At 44.1% G+C, this 15,737-nt stretch carries 19 protein-coding genes; 16 read left to right on the plus strand and 3 right to left on the minus strand.

Annotated elements, in window-relative coordinates:
• Nucleotides 1–21: 21 nt before the first annotated feature.
• From JKJ11_RS04515 to flgA, 3 genes are read left to right on the plus strand one after another with little or no spacing between them, the layout of a single operon-like run.
• Nucleotides 22–309: a flagellar biosynthesis anti-sigma factor FlgM gene (locus tag JKJ11_RS04515; RefSeq protein ID WP_198557443.1), complete on the plus strand. Its 288-nt coding sequence runs from the start codon at nucleotides 22–24 to the stop codon at nucleotides 307–309.
• Nucleotides 299–718, plus strand: a complete 420-nt coding sequence (locus JKJ11_RS04520; RefSeq protein WP_236111570.1) for a hypothetical protein — start codon at nucleotides 299–301, stop codon at nucleotides 716–718. The genes JKJ11_RS04515 and JKJ11_RS04520 overlap by 11 nt, the downstream gene beginning before the upstream one ends.
• Nucleotides 711–1,418, plus strand: coding sequence for a flagellar basal body P-ring formation chaperone FlgA (gene flgA / locus JKJ11_RS04525; protein WP_124940749.1), 708 nt, complete (start codon nucleotides 711–713; stop codon nucleotides 1,416–1,418). The genes JKJ11_RS04520 and flgA overlap by 8 nt, the downstream gene beginning before the upstream one ends.
• Before the next feature lie 68 nt (nucleotides 1,419–1,486).
• On the opposite strand, the gene JKJ11_RS04530 is transcribed toward flgA, so the two are convergent.
• Nucleotides 1,487–2,086: a thiol:disulfide interchange protein DsbA/DsbL gene (locus JKJ11_RS04530; protein WP_124940750.1), complete on the minus strand. Its 600-nt coding sequence runs from the start codon at nucleotides 2,084–2,086 to the stop codon at nucleotides 1,487–1,489.
• Nucleotides 2,087–2,149: 63 nt separating this feature from the next.
• Entirely contained in the window at nucleotides 2,150–2,503 is a 354-nt protein-coding gene (locus JKJ11_RS04535) for a hypothetical protein (RefSeq protein ID WP_051647424.1), read from the minus strand.
• Nucleotides 2,504–2,695: 192 nt separating this feature from the next.
• Between JKJ11_RS04535 and JKJ11_RS04540 the strand changes: the two genes are divergently transcribed.
• Nucleotides 2,696–3,211: a glycine zipper 2TM domain-containing protein gene (locus tag JKJ11_RS04540; protein ID WP_252038788.1), complete on the plus strand. Its 516-nt coding sequence runs from the start codon at nucleotides 2,696–2,698 to the stop codon at nucleotides 3,209–3,211.
• A 66-nt stretch (nucleotides 3,212–3,277) separates the two neighbouring features.
• On the opposite strand, the gene JKJ11_RS04545 is transcribed toward JKJ11_RS04540, so the two are convergent.
• The gene (locus JKJ11_RS04545) at nucleotides 3,278–5,365 is read right to left on the minus strand and encodes a flagellar biosynthesis protein FlhA (RefSeq protein ID WP_124940753.1); all 2,088 of its coding nucleotides are present in this window, start codon (nucleotides 5,363–5,365) and stop codon (nucleotides 3,278–3,280) included.
• Nucleotides 5,366–5,530: 165 nt separating this feature from the next.
• On the opposite strand from JKJ11_RS04545, the gene lafA reads away from it, so the two are divergent.
• From lafA to JKJ11_RS04605, 12 genes are all read left to right on the plus strand, one after another.
• Nucleotides 5,531–6,421 carry a lateral flagellin LafA gene (gene lafA, locus JKJ11_RS04550; RefSeq protein ID WP_124940754.1) on the plus strand — a complete coding sequence of 297 codons (891 nt, stop codon included), beginning with the start codon at nucleotides 5,531–5,533 and terminating at the stop codon, nucleotides 6,419–6,421.
• Nucleotides 6,422–6,487: 66 nt separating this feature from the next.
• Nucleotides 6,488–7,810 carry a flagellar filament capping protein FliD gene (gene fliD, locus JKJ11_RS04555; protein WP_124940755.1) on the plus strand — a complete coding sequence of 441 codons (1,323 nt, stop codon included), beginning with the start codon at nucleotides 6,488–6,490 and terminating at the stop codon, nucleotides 7,808–7,810.
• A 12-nt stretch (nucleotides 7,811–7,822) separates the two neighbouring features.
• Nucleotides 7,823–8,227 (plus strand): flagellar export chaperone FliS, encoded by a 405-nt coding sequence (gene fliS, locus JKJ11_RS04560; RefSeq protein WP_006074328.1) that lies wholly within the window; start codon nucleotides 7,823–7,825, stop codon nucleotides 8,225–8,227.
• Nucleotides 8,211–8,513 carry a hypothetical protein gene (locus tag JKJ11_RS04565; protein WP_006074329.1) on the plus strand — a complete coding sequence of 101 codons (303 nt, stop codon included), beginning with the start codon at nucleotides 8,211–8,213 and terminating at the stop codon, nucleotides 8,511–8,513. The genes fliS and JKJ11_RS04565 overlap by 17 nt, the downstream gene beginning before the upstream one ends.
• Nucleotides 8,513–9,694 (plus strand): flagellar hook-length control protein FliK, encoded by a 1,182-nt coding sequence (locus JKJ11_RS04570; protein WP_252038789.1) that lies wholly within the window; start codon nucleotides 8,513–8,515, stop codon nucleotides 9,692–9,694. The genes JKJ11_RS04565 and JKJ11_RS04570 overlap by 1 nt, the downstream gene beginning before the upstream one ends.
• Nucleotides 9,695–9,696: 2 nt before the next feature.
• On the plus strand, nucleotides 9,697–10,131 hold the full coding sequence (locus JKJ11_RS04575; protein ID WP_124940757.1) for a flagellar biosynthesis sigma factor: 435 nt from the start codon (nucleotides 9,697–9,699) through the stop codon (nucleotides 10,129–10,131).
• Between the two features lie 9 nt (nucleotides 10,132–10,140).
• Nucleotides 10,141–10,848, plus strand: coding sequence for a sigma-70 family RNA polymerase sigma factor (locus JKJ11_RS04580; protein ID WP_006074332.1), 708 nt, complete (start codon nucleotides 10,141–10,143; stop codon nucleotides 10,846–10,848).
• Entirely contained in the window at nucleotides 10,836–11,702 is an 867-nt protein-coding gene (gene motA, locus JKJ11_RS04585) for a flagellar motor stator protein MotA (RefSeq protein WP_006074333.1), read from the plus strand. The genes JKJ11_RS04580 and motA overlap by 13 nt, the downstream gene beginning before the upstream one ends.
• Nucleotides 11,703–11,715: 13 nt before the next feature.
• Nucleotides 11,716–12,687 (plus strand): OmpA family protein, encoded by a 972-nt coding sequence (locus tag JKJ11_RS04590; protein ID WP_252038790.1) that lies wholly within the window; start codon nucleotides 11,716–11,718, stop codon nucleotides 12,685–12,687.
• Nucleotides 12,680–12,970 (plus strand): hypothetical protein, encoded by a 291-nt coding sequence (locus JKJ11_RS04595; protein ID WP_006074335.1) that lies wholly within the window; start codon nucleotides 12,680–12,682, stop codon nucleotides 12,968–12,970. The genes JKJ11_RS04590 and JKJ11_RS04595 overlap by 8 nt, the downstream gene beginning before the upstream one ends.
• A gap of 418 nt (nucleotides 12,971–13,388) precedes the next feature.
• Complete coding sequence (locus JKJ11_RS04600) at nucleotides 13,389–14,846, plus strand: protein adenylyltransferase SelO (RefSeq protein WP_198557449.1); 1,458 nt, start codon at nucleotides 13,389–13,391, stop codon at nucleotides 14,844–14,846.
• A gap of 161 nt (nucleotides 14,847–15,007) precedes the next feature.
• Nucleotides 15,008–15,736 carry a response regulator gene (locus JKJ11_RS04605; RefSeq protein ID WP_006074338.1) on the plus strand — a complete coding sequence of 243 codons (729 nt, stop codon included), beginning with the start codon at nucleotides 15,008–15,010 and terminating at the stop codon, nucleotides 15,734–15,736.
• The last annotated feature ends 1 nt before the right edge of the window (nucleotide 15,737 follow it).

The raw sequence follows: 15,737 nt of genomic DNA on the forward strand, positions 1-15,737 counted from the left end.
GAGCAAAGTGAGTAACGGGATATGAGTCAAATCAAGGTCGATAATGTGAAGCATATTGTTCCGCATACCCAAGTTGATGTGGTTCAAAACAAAAAGGTTGAGCCAGACCAAAAGGTCAAAGTGAAGCAAATCAACCTGTCACAACATGAAGTGGACTTGTTGGAAAATGCGAAGAGTTTTTTTGACGGAGTTGAAGAAATTGATAGCGCCAAGGTTGAACAAATCAAAGCGCAAATAGCCTCGGGGGAATTGGTGTTTGATATGGATGAGCTAGCGAAAGTTATAGCGAGACTAGACCATGGGCAATAAAAGCACGTTGATAGGCTACATTACCTATGGTCAGCATATTTTGGAGTTTTCTCGCCAGCTATCTTCTGGACTAGACGATATTCGCGCGGCGATACTCAATCGCGAATATCAAAATTTAGAGTCGCTTAACCAAACCATCACTTCACTAACTCATCGAATGGCTGAAGCCGACCTAAAGCGCTACGCAATGGCAAAGCGGCTGGGTTGTCAGGACAGGCAATACACCAAAGTGATACAGGCAAAACTACAAGGTGGGGTGCTGCAACGAGTTCAAGCTTTGGATAAGCAGATTGAACAATCAATTGGACAATGTAAGACCAAGCTGGAGCGCCAAGGTAATATCATGCTGATGCAGCACCAAGCGATGGAGGAAGCGCTTGGAAAACATAAGTTAAGGATTAATGTCTAAGACCGGATTATTACTCATATTGCTTATCGCGTACGGCTGCATAACTAATATGCAAGCCGCAGTTGCTTCGAGTTCTGAGCTCGAGCAACACCTTTCCACTCGTATTCATTCGCTGATAGAGCAGACAGTTCGCTACCGTTACCCGCAACAGTATCAACTCGATGTCAGTATTCGTTTTTCAAAAGCTATTCATCAACTCGAGCCTTGCTCAAAACCAGTAGCAATTCATCATCGTAGTGAGATTAAACTGGGAAAGCAGAAGTGGACATTACGATGTGAAGCTCAGAGGTGGAGTTTATCTGCAACTTCGTCAGCCAGCCTCACTATCTGGGCTGTGACAGCCGATAAAGCTTTGCGAAAAGGCCAGCGCTTATCTCCCTCCGACATCGCAATAAAGCCAATTAAACTCTACACCGATAAAAAGGTATTTTTTAAACCCAGTGAAGTAGTGGGAAGTAAACTGAAGCGCTCGGTGAAAAAGGGCGAGCTTCTGACCACATCACGTTTGTATCTTGATTACGATGTGGAGAAAGGTCAGGCCGTTGATGTGGTTTACCAGTCAGAGACGATACGGCTAGAGACGTTGGGAACGGCTCTTGAAAGTGGTTTAGTCGGCGACACGGTATCGGTTCAAAATCAGCAGTCAGGGAAACTGTTGCGGGGTGTAGTGATCAAGAAAAATCAAGTGAGAGTGTATTAACGAAAAAACCTAGAGCGAAGGTGAAGCTCTAGGTTTTTCTTATGCTTGTCTGAGCAGAACTAAAGCCACTACAGCGTGAGCAGGTAATTCACTAATTCGTTGTACTCCTTATAACTTTTAATACCTGTCGGCTGAACGATGTATTTGTTGTTAACTAATACACCAGGTACGCCAGTTAATGTGCTCGCATCAAACTGCTTATCAAATTTCTTCTGCATTGAGTTGACGACAAAACTGTTGTACGCCGAGTCAAAGGCTTTGCCATCAATACCATTGCTGACAAAGATTTGTTTGAGCTCTTGCTCGTCAACTGGTCTTTTGCCTATTTCGTGGATCTGATTAAACATCGCAGGAACCATCTTATCTTCTACCTTTAAAGCAACCATGGTGGCGTACGATTTTGCCATTGGTACTGCCATATCATTGCCCATAAACGCAACGTGAACTTTCTCAAATTTAACGCCATCAGCTAGCGCAGGCTTGAGGTTTTCTACTACAGATTCGAATTTGTAGCAGTGTGGACAATAAAATGAAAAGAACTCGGTTACTTTGGGTGTGGCTGACTTTTCAACATCCAATACCTTGTAGTGAGTACCTTGCTCAAATTTAGCCGCATGAGCCGATACGCTTAGTAGTAGCGCAGAAAAAAGGGTAAACAATGCCTTCATAGGGATAACTCCGAAAAAATAAATAGGGTGCGAAATCTCGCGTTAAATGCTGGGGAAACGGAGTTATGCGATAGGAGGGCGGAAAAGGGTTTGAACTCTGCCAATTGCTTTGCCTATGTCATCAATTGACATTAAGGCGAGCGACGTGGTGCCCGAGTTAAGTACGACCAATGATTGTCCACAAGGAACTTTAAGCAAACAAAATGACGCACAGCATTGATGTGGATTAGCCATTTCCACTTTGTTTGATAGTGCTTTGTTAGAGACAACTGAGTTGGTGTGGCTATCGAGCGTTGAGAGAGAATGGGAAAAGACTTCGTTTGACTCGTTACTGATCGCAACAAAACTCACTACCAGCATAATGACTGATAGGAACAGAGCTAGTGTAACGGTAAAACAACGAGAAAACATGGCCATCAAACAACGATTAGGACGCGAGCATCATACCCTAGGGACATTAAAAATACAGGTCTACCGTCACAGTTTGACGCTGCGCTAATAGTGCTCTGACTCTTTACCAGACAATGACATAGAATTCATTCACCGCTGAAATACACGGTTCTTTTCTCCTTATCATGCAGCCGTAGCAACAATAACTAGGAGAATTCCATGAACAAGAAAACAGTGGCGCTGGTAGTAATCACGATGTTGGCAATGTCTGGTTGTCAAAAAGAGCAAGAAGCTCCAACGGAAGCCAAAATAACTTTTGTAGAAGCGGTGACCAAGGCAATAAAAACACCGCATCAAGAGTGTAATGATGTAGTGGTGACTAGACAGGCTGAAGTTAGAGATGAGAATAAGCTCTTGGGGACGCTAGGTGGGGCGGCCGCAGGTGCTGCACTAGGTAATCAAGTTGGTGGAGGTTCAGGAAAAACCGTCGCAACGGCAGTCGGCACTGTAGCGGGTGCTATGACAGGAAGAAAAATCCAAGAAAATGCTCAGAAGAATGACACCATAAGTACAACAGAAAGACGCTGCACAACAAAATACACTACGTCTACCAAAGTGGTCGGCTACGATGTCACTTATGAAGTCTCAGGTACTCCAACGACTATCCGAATGGATAGTAAGCCAAAGACGGGTACTTTTCCGATTGTTTCAGGGCAAGTTGTTATTCCTCAATAAACGTCTCCACCCCCAAAAAAAGAGCTGATTGATGCCGAGTTATTAACGTAACTCGGTTTTTTGACTCTACTCAACATCGCCAAGTACGTTTAACCCATACTCATTCGGAATTTCATTGTAGCTAAGCACTATAAGCTCTTTGGCAAAAGCCTTAGCTAATTTGGCCACCATAGGTCGTGTGGTTGGTGGAACAACGATAACGGGTGGCAGATTTTGGCTTTGCATGGTTTGTACTATGGTCGGCATACGATTTTGAAACTTCTGTAAGACAGAGGGCTCGACAGGGATGGCATCTAACGGAATGTTAGGATCGCTCTGTTGGCTAAGAGAAATCGCGCCCTTAAGCTCATTTTCCAACGCAGAACCGATAATAAAGGCGTTAATGGTTTTGCTGTTGGGTGATACCAAGTTTACTATGGTACGTTTTAACGCCACACGAATATTTGATGACAGCAAGATTGGATCTTTGACGGTATCGATACTTTCGATAATGGTATTCGCTATGGTTCGTACATTAATGATTGGCACTTGCTGAGCAAGTAACTGACGAATCACTTGCATTTGCAGGTTCGGTGAAATGATGTTGGCGAGGTTTTCTGCCAGTTCAGGGTGGTGAATAGCGAGTCGATGATTGATTGCCTTAACATCATCATAATTAAAGATATTATCGAGATGTTCACTGCATACCTTACTGACGTGAGTCGCAATTACGTCATACACCTCAATGACTTGAAATCCGAGGTTAATGGCTTTAGTTTTGTCTGCTTGATTAATCCATAGAGCTGGAAGCTGATAAGCAGGGTCGACGCCCACGATGCCATCTAAGTCTGGATGATCAATTCGGTTGCCCACTGCCATGGACTTATCGGCATAGACTTCACCACGTTCTATTTCATCACCATCAATGCTAATTGCGTATTCTGAGGGTTTGAGCGCGAGATTATCGGTGATAATCACTTCTGGAATCACAAAGCCAATTTGTTCGCTAAGTGTTTTTCGGCTGCCGCGAATACTCTTGATCAGATTGCCTCCTTTCTTGTTATTGGCAAGAGGTACCAATTTAAATCCCAGAGAGAGTGCTATCACATCGACATTGGGAATGATGCTCCAATCAATTGTGCTTTCATGATTGGTGCGAGGTAAAGAGCCCACATCAGATTCAACCTGTTCAGGGGTAGCCTGAAACTTTGACTGGCGCCAACCGACAAATGCCAGTAGGACAGTGAAAGTATAAAAAGCCAGATGAGGCATATTCGGCACGCTACCTATTACGAACATTACGCCCGCTGCCATATAAAGGTTGTTTGGCGAGGCGAGCAACTGCCTCTTTACGGTTTGTGCCATGTCATTATCATTGTCACTAATACGCGTCACGATAATGGCAGCGGAAGTCGCGAGTAATAGTGATGGGATCTGGGCGACGAGGCCATCACCTATAGTCAGTAAAGCGTAGGTTTGAAACGCTTCTTCTGCAGAAAGTCCATGTTCAAAAATCCCGATCAGCACGCCACCGATCAAATTGATGAACAGGATCAATAGTCCGGCAATAGCATCGCCTCGAACGAACTTACTCGCCCCGTCCATTGCGCCGTAAAACTCCGCTTCTTCACCGACTTCTAAGCGTCGAACTTTGGCTTCGTTTTGGTCTATGGCACCTGCATTGAGGTCGGCATCGATTGCCATCTGTTTCCCTGGTAGCGCATCAAGAGTAAATCGTGCAGATACTTCTGAGATTCGCTCTCCACCTTTGGTGATCACCACAAAGTTAATGATCATCAGAATCACAAACACCACAATACCAACAACGTAGCTACCACCAATAACGACTTCACCAAACGACTGAATGACTTTACCAGCGGCATCGCCACCGTTATGACCCTCAAGCAAAACGATGCGAGTTGATGCCACATTCAGCGTTAAACGAAGCAATGTCGCGACCAGAAGCAGGGATGGAAAAATAGAAAAGTCGAGAACTCGAGTGACGGTACTACTGACCAGCAGTACCACAATAGCTAGCATGATATTAAAGGTAAAAAACGCATCGAGCAGGATCGGTGGCAACGGCAGAATAACCATCGCGAGGATCATGAGTAGTACGATTGGAATCGTTAACCTTGATGCCACTGCCTTAAATACGTTTCCCATAACAGCCATTTTTGTGGTTATTGTTGATTAAAATACTAGGATATTTTTCACGCACTTCTCATTTTTGAGTCTTGCAATTTTAAGGTTTAGTGATTTTTTTCGAAAAAAATGAAATGGAATTTTTCCACTGTCGTTAGTAGTTACTGAACAGCAAACACAGATGGGGATCATCAGATGGCTATATCAGTACACACTAACTACGCAAGCTTGGTCACGCAGAACACTTTGCAGTCGACAAACAGTGCGTTAACTAAATCTATGGAAAAACTGTCTACCGGCTTTCGAATTAACTCAGCTGCGGACGATGCGGCGGGTTTGCAAATTGCTAACCGTTTGGAAGCGCAGTCTCGTGGTATGAATGTAGCAATGCGTAACTCACAAGATGCTATTTCGATGTTGCAAACAGCAGAGGGTGCCTTCGATGAGATGACTAATATCGCATATCGAATGAACGACCTAGCGACTCAAGCGGCTAACGGCACGAATACTACAGCAGATTTAGCTGCATTGGATTCAGAGTATCAGCAGTTAGGTGAAGAGCTGGCGAATATTTTGGCAAACACTAACTACGGTGGTAACAACTTGATGAGTGGTACAGGGGCTTTTGATGCCACTATCGATTTCCAGATAGGTAGCACATCAGCAGAAACGTTGACATTCGATACAACGGTTGGCGGAGGGTCATCGGCTCTAGCCGACATTCAGACTTTTGTAGGTACTTCTGGGTCATTAGGTATTGGTGATTTGACAACACAAGCTAATGCACTTGCCGCTATGGATGCTTTGACTGGCGTTCCAGCAACGGCAACGGACAATGGATTTGTCGGTAACCTAGGTGAAATTCGCTCTACATTTGGTGCCACAATCAATCGACTAGAACACACCATTACCAACCTCGGTAATATGACTGAAAATGTGGACGCTTCTAAAGGCCGAATTATGGACACTGATTTTGCCTCAGAATCGGGCAATATGAGCAAACAACAAATGCTAATGCAATCAGGGGCGTCAATGCTTAGTGCATCGAAAATGGTACCTCAACTAGCGATGAGCTTATTAGGATAACCATAGTCACAACATTCCAAGGAGGGGAGAGCTGTACCTCCTTATTGTACTAAAGAGGGAAGGATCATGAACGTTGATGCGGTGCAGCTCGCCAGTAATTTTGCAAGCTTAGATGTGCAGCCTTTTGAGCTGCGCTATAACCAAAAATTGTCAACGATTTCGTCTAAGACTTCTGCCATCAACAAAGTCAAATCTGCATTACAATCTCTCGAAGATAAAATCTACCAGTTTACAAAAACCGGCTCTAGTCTCACTCAAACCTCAACATCAATCTCTAGTGAAGACTACTTTTCGTTAACCACAAGTCCAGGTGCTGAAGACGTTAATCTTGATGTCTTCGTTAAGCAGATGGCTTCTAATCATCAAGTTGTATTTGATGCTAATTCTACCGATCCGAACGATGTTATGGCTGCGGCTGGAAGTTTTTCAGTGACTCAAGGTGGAGTCACGACCAACATCAACATTATGGATGCCGATACCGACATTAGTGGCGATGTCACCTACAGTGAATTTGTCACTTACTTCAACGATCAGTTTGACGGTTCAATTCAAGCAACGTTAGTGAAGTCGCAAGGGGCGATGAAAGTGTTGTTTGGCTCCGACAATGAAGGGGTTGATGCCAGTTTCACCTTATCTGCAGATGCGGCAAGTGGTTGGGATACTACGGTAGCAGCGGCAAGTGCGGCGCCGTTACAAGCTGGTCAAGATGCCATTATTACTCTCGGCAATGAATTTGGTACGCAGCTGACCAGCTCTAGCAATACTTTCGAAGACTTAATAGATGGTGTAGACCTCACGGTTCGCAAAGCCAACACCAGCGGTGATACTGCGACTAGTATCAATATAGGCGATGATATATCAGCCACCGTAGCATCGCTGCAAGAGTTTGTAGACGCCTACAACAACGCCGTCAGCGAAATCACTAACTTGACTCAATCAGGAAACGAAGATGAAGCACGGGGCGTGCTCGCTTCCGATAGCACAATACGCAATATCAAAAATCAATTATCCAATGTTATTAGAGCTGACTATGACGGAACTCGACTCTTTGAGTTAGGGCTGGAAATTGATCGCGACGGCAGATTGAGTTTGGACTCGGGTACGTTTGAAAGTGCGGCTTCTAGCATTGATTTTGAAACACTATTTACAGGTACGGGCGGTGTGTTTGAAGCGTTTGAAACGCAGTTAGAGAGCTATATCGACTTCTCAAATGGCTCGCTCAATCGCCGAATTGATACCTTGAACGATGAAAAAAGTCGTATTAACGACGCTCTATCCGTTTTGGATACGCGTTATGAAACCTATTACAACCGCTACCTTGCCCAGTTTACCCAATTGAACTCACTAAGTAGCCAATTGGATTCTGTTTCCGGACTTTTCACGGTTTAGGGAGAAACCGCCATGCTATTAGGAAAACAGCAACAAGCTAACTATGCCAATGTTCAAGTCGCTGCTAACGCATCGGTCTCATCGAGCTTTGAGTTGATATGTATGCTACATGAGCGTCTGATTCAAGAGTTAGAAAGCGTTAAATACGCGATAGAGCATAAGGATCTCGAGCTCAAATCCAAAGCTTCTCAAAAATCCATTGATATCTTAGTTGGGCTAGACGCTTCTCTCGATTTGTCGACAGGTGAAGCTTTGATTCAGAACATCCATGCGCTCTATGAACATGGCATTGCGACTGTATTTGAAGCATCTAAGGAGATGAATACCGAGCTGATCGACAAGCTTATTGAAGTGATGACTGATCTTAAAGAGGGATGGGAAGGCGCAATGGAGTGGCTTGATGAAGCCCAGTCCTGAGCAAGTAGAACGTCTTGTTCTCAAGCTAGAACAGGCGGTCAAAAACAGACAATTTTCTGAGATAGAAAAGTTAAATCGTTTGCTCAAACAGGTTCTGCTAACCATAGAGCAATCACATCCGAGCTATCTGCCTCTGGTCGTGCGATTGAAAAGTGTTCACAACCAATGCAGAGCATTAGTAGAGCATGAACAAGTCATCCTTAAACAGCAGCTTAGTGACAATTCAAGTCTGCGCGAGCGAGATAAAGCGTATGCCCAGACACAAGTGAGAGCAGGAGAACAGTGATGGAACTGCAAGGGAATATGGCATCAAATAGTTGGGCGACCAATGGATTGGTTTTTGATTTGCTGTCGGCGGTAGATGCGACGGTGAAGAGCAATTCGACCTCTACGGCTCTCAGTTCCTTGTCTTCTGAGCTTGGGGAAACCCGAATGACGCCACTCGCTCATTCATTTCAAACTCTGTTCTCAGTGCTTAATCAGGTGCAGCAGTCCTTGCCTATTGAACAAGACGTCGTAGTCTCTGAGAGCGTTATTCGCAGGGTTAATGAGAGCCGTAATTTAGAGTCTGTGAGTCTTGAAGAGCCTACGCGGACGTCAAGTGTTAACTTGCTTCTGCCAGCAGAACAGTTACCGCTTCGACTAAATGGAGTTGCACGCTCAATCGCAGATTCTATTAAAGTGCTAGAAGCGTCATCGCAGTCCCATCTTTTTTCTTTTGAAGCTGACGAGTACAAAAATGATGAAGTGCTAGTGACTTCAAACAATACCTCCTTTTCTCAACAGGTACTGAGTGCTGTGATATTGGATATTAAGGACAGATGGCTACCAAAGGGCCTTCCCCAGACTAATCCCAATTTGCTCAACTTGAAGTCGTCGTTGCCTAGCATTGCGTCTAAGGCTAGCTCTATGAACCCTTGGACACCAGCTAGCTTAAAGCTTAGTACGCAATTACCACTTGGATCAATCACCCATCAATCTATCGAAGCGCTGTATCTAGCCAATGAAACGACAGCAAGTCGATTAGTACCAACCATTGAGGTAAGTAAAGCGCTTGATGTAGATAGTCAAAGACAAATTCATCAAGTGTTGAGAGATAAAATACAACTTCAATTGGACACCATGAATCAAGCGGCTCGAATACGCTTTGATCCACCTGAGCTTGGAAAAGTGGAGATGCACGTAAGAGTTGATGGCGAGCGGGTCACGATACAAATGAGCGCTACATCTGCTGCCACGCGAGAGGCAATTTTAGCAACGTCAGAGCGTTTGAGGGCGGAGCTCGTCGCACAAAATAGTGAGCTGTCTGAGGTAAATATCTCTTTGGAACAATCGAACTCACAGCAGTTTCAATCTCAAGAGCAGAGCGATCATTCAGAGCAAGAGGTCAGCCCGCAAGCGCATGATCTTCCTTCTCAAGATAACGGCGATGTTTTGGAATATCGTGCATACATTGCGAGGGCTTAGAGATGACTAAAATTATCGTTACGTTCATCGTTACTCTCGCGCTTTCGGTCACAGGTTTCTGGTTGTACCAAAGTAATACGCTGAATATGGAGTCCTTGACTGCTTGGCTTTCACCGAAAGAACCAGAGCCAGCTAAAATGCAGCAGGTTGAAATTCAGCTAGAAAATGTACTGGTGCCTATTAACCTGGGCAATCGACAAAGCTTGCTTTTGCTTGATGTTTCGATGTTTACCCCACAGAAAAATGGCGCATACGTGTATGAGCAATTAAGCCGAATTAAGAACCGCATCATCAAAAAATTCAGTGTCAAAGAGGCCTCTTATTTCTACAACAAACAGTTTATCTATGTGATTCAGGATGATCTCAAAGATGACTTAGATGAACTACCGAGCTTGCAAGTTGGCGATGTACTTGTCACCAAAGCGGTATTTCAATAGGTCGTTACTATGTTGATGCAGCCCAAATACCAGCACACCCAAACTAACGACCAAGCGACGTTGCAGGAGTTAGAAAAATTGGTGCTGCAACAAAACATCAAGTTGATTAACGGACTGCTTTATCAATATCGCTACGCAGTTGATGAAGGAACGTTTGAGGATTTACGGCAAACGGCCATGATGACTTTGGTCATCGAGCTTAGGAAGTTTGACCATGTTGCTAATGATGATTTTCGACGGGCGGTAGCGGTACGAATTCGAGGCGAATTAGTCGATGAACTCAGACGCCGCGACTATATGGAGCGAGATAAACGCCAATTGGTGAATCGAATCAAGCTCGCTGAAAGACAATTAGTACAGCAGTTGGCAAGACAGCCAACAACTAATGAGATTTGTCATTACTTAGGCATTGAAAGTAATGATTATCAACAAGCGATGACGTTAGTGGATGTGTTTGATGATATTGAGCTGGAAACGGTGGTGACAGCCGTTCCGGAGACAGACAGAGAAGTGCTTTTTAATGAGGTGAAACAAGTGTTGAATACGCTTCCTGAGATGGAGCAGCGCATTCTTTACTTGGTTTACGTGAAAAGTCTAAGCACCAAAGAGACGGCACTGGTCCTCGATATCAACGAAATCAAAGTGCATCGATTAAAACACCGAGGTTTAGACATTCTCAAGAGTAGAATGAAGGAGAGTGATGTATGCAAAAACTAATCGGTATTGTTATCGTGCTGAGCGTTATTTTTGGCGGCTTCATTTTTCTTGGTGGGAAGTTTGAATTTATTTTCAAGCTGTCGGAAATCATAATCATTTTTGGGGCGGCATTTGCCAGTCTATTAATGTCTACTACGTCTGCAACGATGAAATTGATGGCTCAGCAAGTTGGCATCGCTTTTCGTTCTACGCCTTATAACAAGGACTATTATCAACAGTTACTATCGTTAATGTTTGAGCTAATCAATACTGCACGAGTTCAGAATATCAAAGCGTTAGATATTCATGTTGAGAATCCTGATTCAAGTAAAATTTTCAGTAAGTATCCAAAGATCACGAGTGACGCTCTTACGACTCAATTCATTATTGATTCATTTCGACAAGTGATCACTGGTAAACAATCGCAACACGTATTGGAAGCATTTCTAGAAGAAGAGATCGAGCATCTCGAGGATGAATACACCAAGCCTTCCGAGAAACTACACGCTACTGCTGAGGCTATGCCGGGGCTTGGTATTTTAGCTGCAGTAATGGGGATCATTCTGACGATGCAAGGCCTTGACGGTGAGATCAGCGAGATTGGTCAGAATATCGCTGGCGCTCTGGTGGGAACATTTACTGGGGTTTTTGGTTGTTATTGTGTACTTGGGCCAATGTCTAGCAGTATCAAAGATGTTTCTGAGAATCAGTTAGCGCCACTACTGTGTGTGAAATCAATCCTGTCTGCTTACGCTCAAGGTCAATCGGCGCACATGTGTGCTAATGCTGGACGCAAAAACATCGAAACTCGTTATAAGCCGTCATTTGTTGAGCTAGAAAAAGCAGTCGAAGTGCTCAGACAGCAGCCTTCATAGGGCTAAGGAGCGAATGATGGAACAGCCAAATGTCATCATCAATAAAAAAGGGCGCCGTAAGCGCGGCGAGCTGCAACACGGCGGATGGAAAGTTGCCATGGCAGATTTGATGATTTCGCTAATGTGTCTTTTCCTCGTGTTGTGGATACTGCAAGTCGTCGATGTGGATGACCAGAAGAAATTGTTGAATTACTTTGCCTATGGCAATGATCCCATCATGCACTTAGGAACGAACGAAAGTGGCGGCAACTCAATTAACCCACTGCCATTACCTCATGTAGCAACCTCTCATTACGACGCGGAGCTGCATCGCATTAATGATACTTCTGTACTTGAAGGTGAGTTTAATAGCCAACAAGAACTGGAAGTTTTGGCGCAGCGAGTCAAACAAGAGCTATCCGGAATTGATGCCCTAGGTAGCGTCAGTGTGTTCGTAACACCTCAAGGCGTGAAACTAGTCATCGCAGACTCTGATAAAGGCCCGATGTTTTTCCGAGGAGGGGCCAAGGTAACGCCTTTCTATCAAGACTTATTGCTGAACCTAGCCGGATTACTAGAAAAAATCGAAAACAAAATGATTATCACCGGACACACGGATGCAAGTCGTTATAAAGGAAGTCGAATGACTAACTGGGAGCTTTCAAGCAATCGTGCTAATAGCGCTCGGTACTATTTGGATAAGGGCGGTCTTCAAGAGCGTCATATTTTTCAAGTAACGGGGATGAGTGATACGGCACCAATTGACTTTAATAACGCCAAATCCGGTATTAATCGCCGTATCGAGTTGTACATTTTAACCGCTGAAACTTTGGCGCAACTGAATAAGGTTTACAAAGCCTTTGCTCTAGAACAAGCGACCAGACCTTCGCCATTGGCAGAAAAAGAACTCGACACAGTTTTACGAGAATCGCACCGTAAAGCGCTGCAAAAAGCAGATTATAATCAGCCAGTTACATCATTTGAAGTGATGAGCCGTTATGACTGAACTCATTCACTCTGTGCTGAACATGCGAAAGTGCTTAGCTTGGTTAGTGGTTATAGATTATGTATTAATTGGTTTTTACGTCTATTTGGCAACGAGCTTAGTATATTTTGATGTTTTTCTTATTGGAGTTTTGATCGCACTGTACAATATCCTATTGGTGACCGTTGTCATCAATCAGCCGCCAGGCTTTATTTCACTGGATAGAGACAAGCACCTTGTTATCCCAATCTGCTTTGCAACTTTTCTTGGTTGCACCATCGTTGTTTTGACCGTTTTCTGGTAATTTTTTGGCTCTATTTCAAAGATTTTTGCGAACAGCGTTGCAAAAATAACCATTTAGGCCTAAGTTGTAATGGTAGTGTAACAAAAAGGAGAGTTTGCCTATGCATCAAGAAATGATTCAACCTTCCAACCTCGGCGTTATTAGTCGCACTTGCCTGTTCTCTCTCGGTACAGTGGTAGCCATTCTGGCTATGCTCTAATAACTTAGACTTCTTAGGGGACAGCCCAAACTCAGACGCTTTGTTTAGTAGATGGGCGTTCCTCTAGGCAACGTAAATCGTTTTTTCTCCCCGTTATAAAGCTCTCTTTTTTCTAATATCCTTACTTTTCGTTAATACCCACACTTTTCGTTTGTTTTCTATCCACCGCGACTCGCTATACTCTAAGTAATTGTTATTAAGACTTGTATAGAGCCGCCTATGTTTTCGCTGGATTCACTATCCTTTTCTCATCGTTTTTTAGCTCTGCCGAATAGCTTTTATACCCAAGTTGAACCGACGCCTCTCAACAATCCTCGTTGGGTTGCATGGAATCAAGAACTGGCAGGTGAACTGGGATTTCCAGAGATGGTTGAAGGCGAACAAGCCTTGCTTGATGTTCTTTCGGGCAGTGTATCGAGTGAGCACATCAAGCCACTCGCAATGAAATACGCGGGTCACCAGTTTGGTATTTATAACCCTGATTTAGGTGACGGTCGTGGTTTGTTGCTGGGTGAAGTCGCAGGAAAGTCAGGGCAGACTTTCGATCTTCACCTCAAGGGTGCGGGTCAAACACCGTATTCGCGAATGGGAGATGGTCGGGCGGTTCTACGCTCGACAATTCGAGAGTATTTGTGCAGCGAAGCCATGGCAGGGTTAGGTATTCCTACCACTAGAGCATTGGCAATGATGGTAAGCGATACGCCTGTGTATCGAGAGCAAGTGGAGCAGGGAGCATTATTGGTTCGTGCTGCCGACACACATATTCGCTTTGGCCATTTTGAACATTTCTTTTATACCGGTCAGCATGAGCAGCTTCGCTTACTAGCGGATAAAGTAATTGAGTGGCATTTCCCTGATTGTTTGGATGCTGACAAGCCCTATGTTGCGTTCTTCGCTGAAGTTGTTCGATTAACTGCAGAAATGATTGCTCACTGGCAAGCCAAAGGGTTTGCTCATGGGGTGATGAATACAGATAACATGTCGATATTGGGTCAGACGTTTGACTATGGCCCATTTGGATTTATGGATGACTACGAACCGGGTTATATCTGTAATCATTCCGACTACCAAGGTCGTTATGCGTTCGACAATCAACCTTCCATAGCGATGTGGAATCTCACCGCGTTAGCTCATGCTTTGTCTCCACTTATAGATAGAAAAGACTTAGATCATGGATTGGAAACCTTTACGCCAATCTTGCAGACAGAGTACAGTTGCCAAATGCGCGACAAGTTTGGGTTGTCGACCAAGCAGAGTGAAGATGGAGATTTCTTTAATCGAAGCTTTGACCTCATGGAAAGTGAAAAAGTGGATTACACCCGATTTTTCAGGGCACTATCGAATATCGATAGTACCGGCATTGCCCCTGTTGTTGACCTGTTTATCGATCGTGCTAAAGCGCAAGCGTGGGTAGAAAGCTACCTGCTACGTTGTATGTTAGAAAATGATTCTGAAGCCGAGCGCTGCCGAAAAATGCGTTTAGCGAATCCAAAGTACATTCTCAGAAATTATTTAGCCCAACAGGCCATAGAACTTGCTGAGAAAGGCGATTTTTCACTGGTTCATCAGTTGGCGGACTTACTCAAATTCCCTTACGAGGAACAAGCAGAACATGAAGAATTTGCCAAGCTTCCACCTGAATGGGGTAAACGTATGGAAATCAGTTGCTCATCATAAAGATGAATGAATTTGTTAACCCTTTATGGCTAAAAAGTATCATCATGTCATTTTTGTGACCTTGCGCAAATTCGAGCTGCAAATTTTATAAACGAATCAATAATAAAATTTCCGCTAAAGCCTTACACTATAGGGAATAAGTGCAGACTTAAGGAAATAAAATGCAGGCTAAGACGCACATTTTGGTTGTAGATGACGATGAAGAGATCCGTCTCTTACTCGATGAGTATTTGACGAAATCTGGCTTTCAAGTTTCTACTGCTGAAGATGGGGTAGAAATGGAGCTGTTTATTAAGGCTAAAGGCTACCCGGATCTTATTCTGCTCGACGTCATGCTACCGGGAGACGATGGTTTTACTCTTTGTCAGCGTGTACGACGAGACTCGCAAGTACCCATTATTATGCTAACCGCAGTATCTGACGAAACCGATCAAATTATTGGTTTAGAAATCGGTGCTGACGATTACATTGCGAAACCATTTAGTCCGCGTCAATTGATGGCTCGAATTAAAGCACTGTTGCGCCGGACCCATCTCAATGGTGATAAGGCAGAAGAAACGCCACCAAGAACGATCGATTTTGGCGACTGGCATTTGGATACCATTGCTCATCGTATGACCAATAAGGTGAATGGCCGTACGCATGATTTATCCGGTAGTGACTTTGCGTTGCTAATGCTGTTTCTGTCGCGCCCGAATGAAATTCTTGATCGCGATACTATTTCGTTTGCGACTCGTGGCCGTGAAGCCCTTCCTTACGAACGTGGCATTGACGTTCAGTTAAGCCGAATTCGAAATAGATTAGGCACTAGTAAAAACTTCCCTCACTATATTAAAACCATGCGTGGTAATGGGTATATTCTGTCTGTTCCAGTGGAATATGGCCAATAAC

The sequence above is a fragment of the Vibrio sp. SCSIO 43133 genome (genome assembly GCF_023716845.1).
In the GTDB taxonomy this organism is placed as follows: Bacteria; Pseudomonadota; Gammaproteobacteria; order Enterobacterales; family Vibrionaceae; genus Vibrio; species Vibrio mediterranei.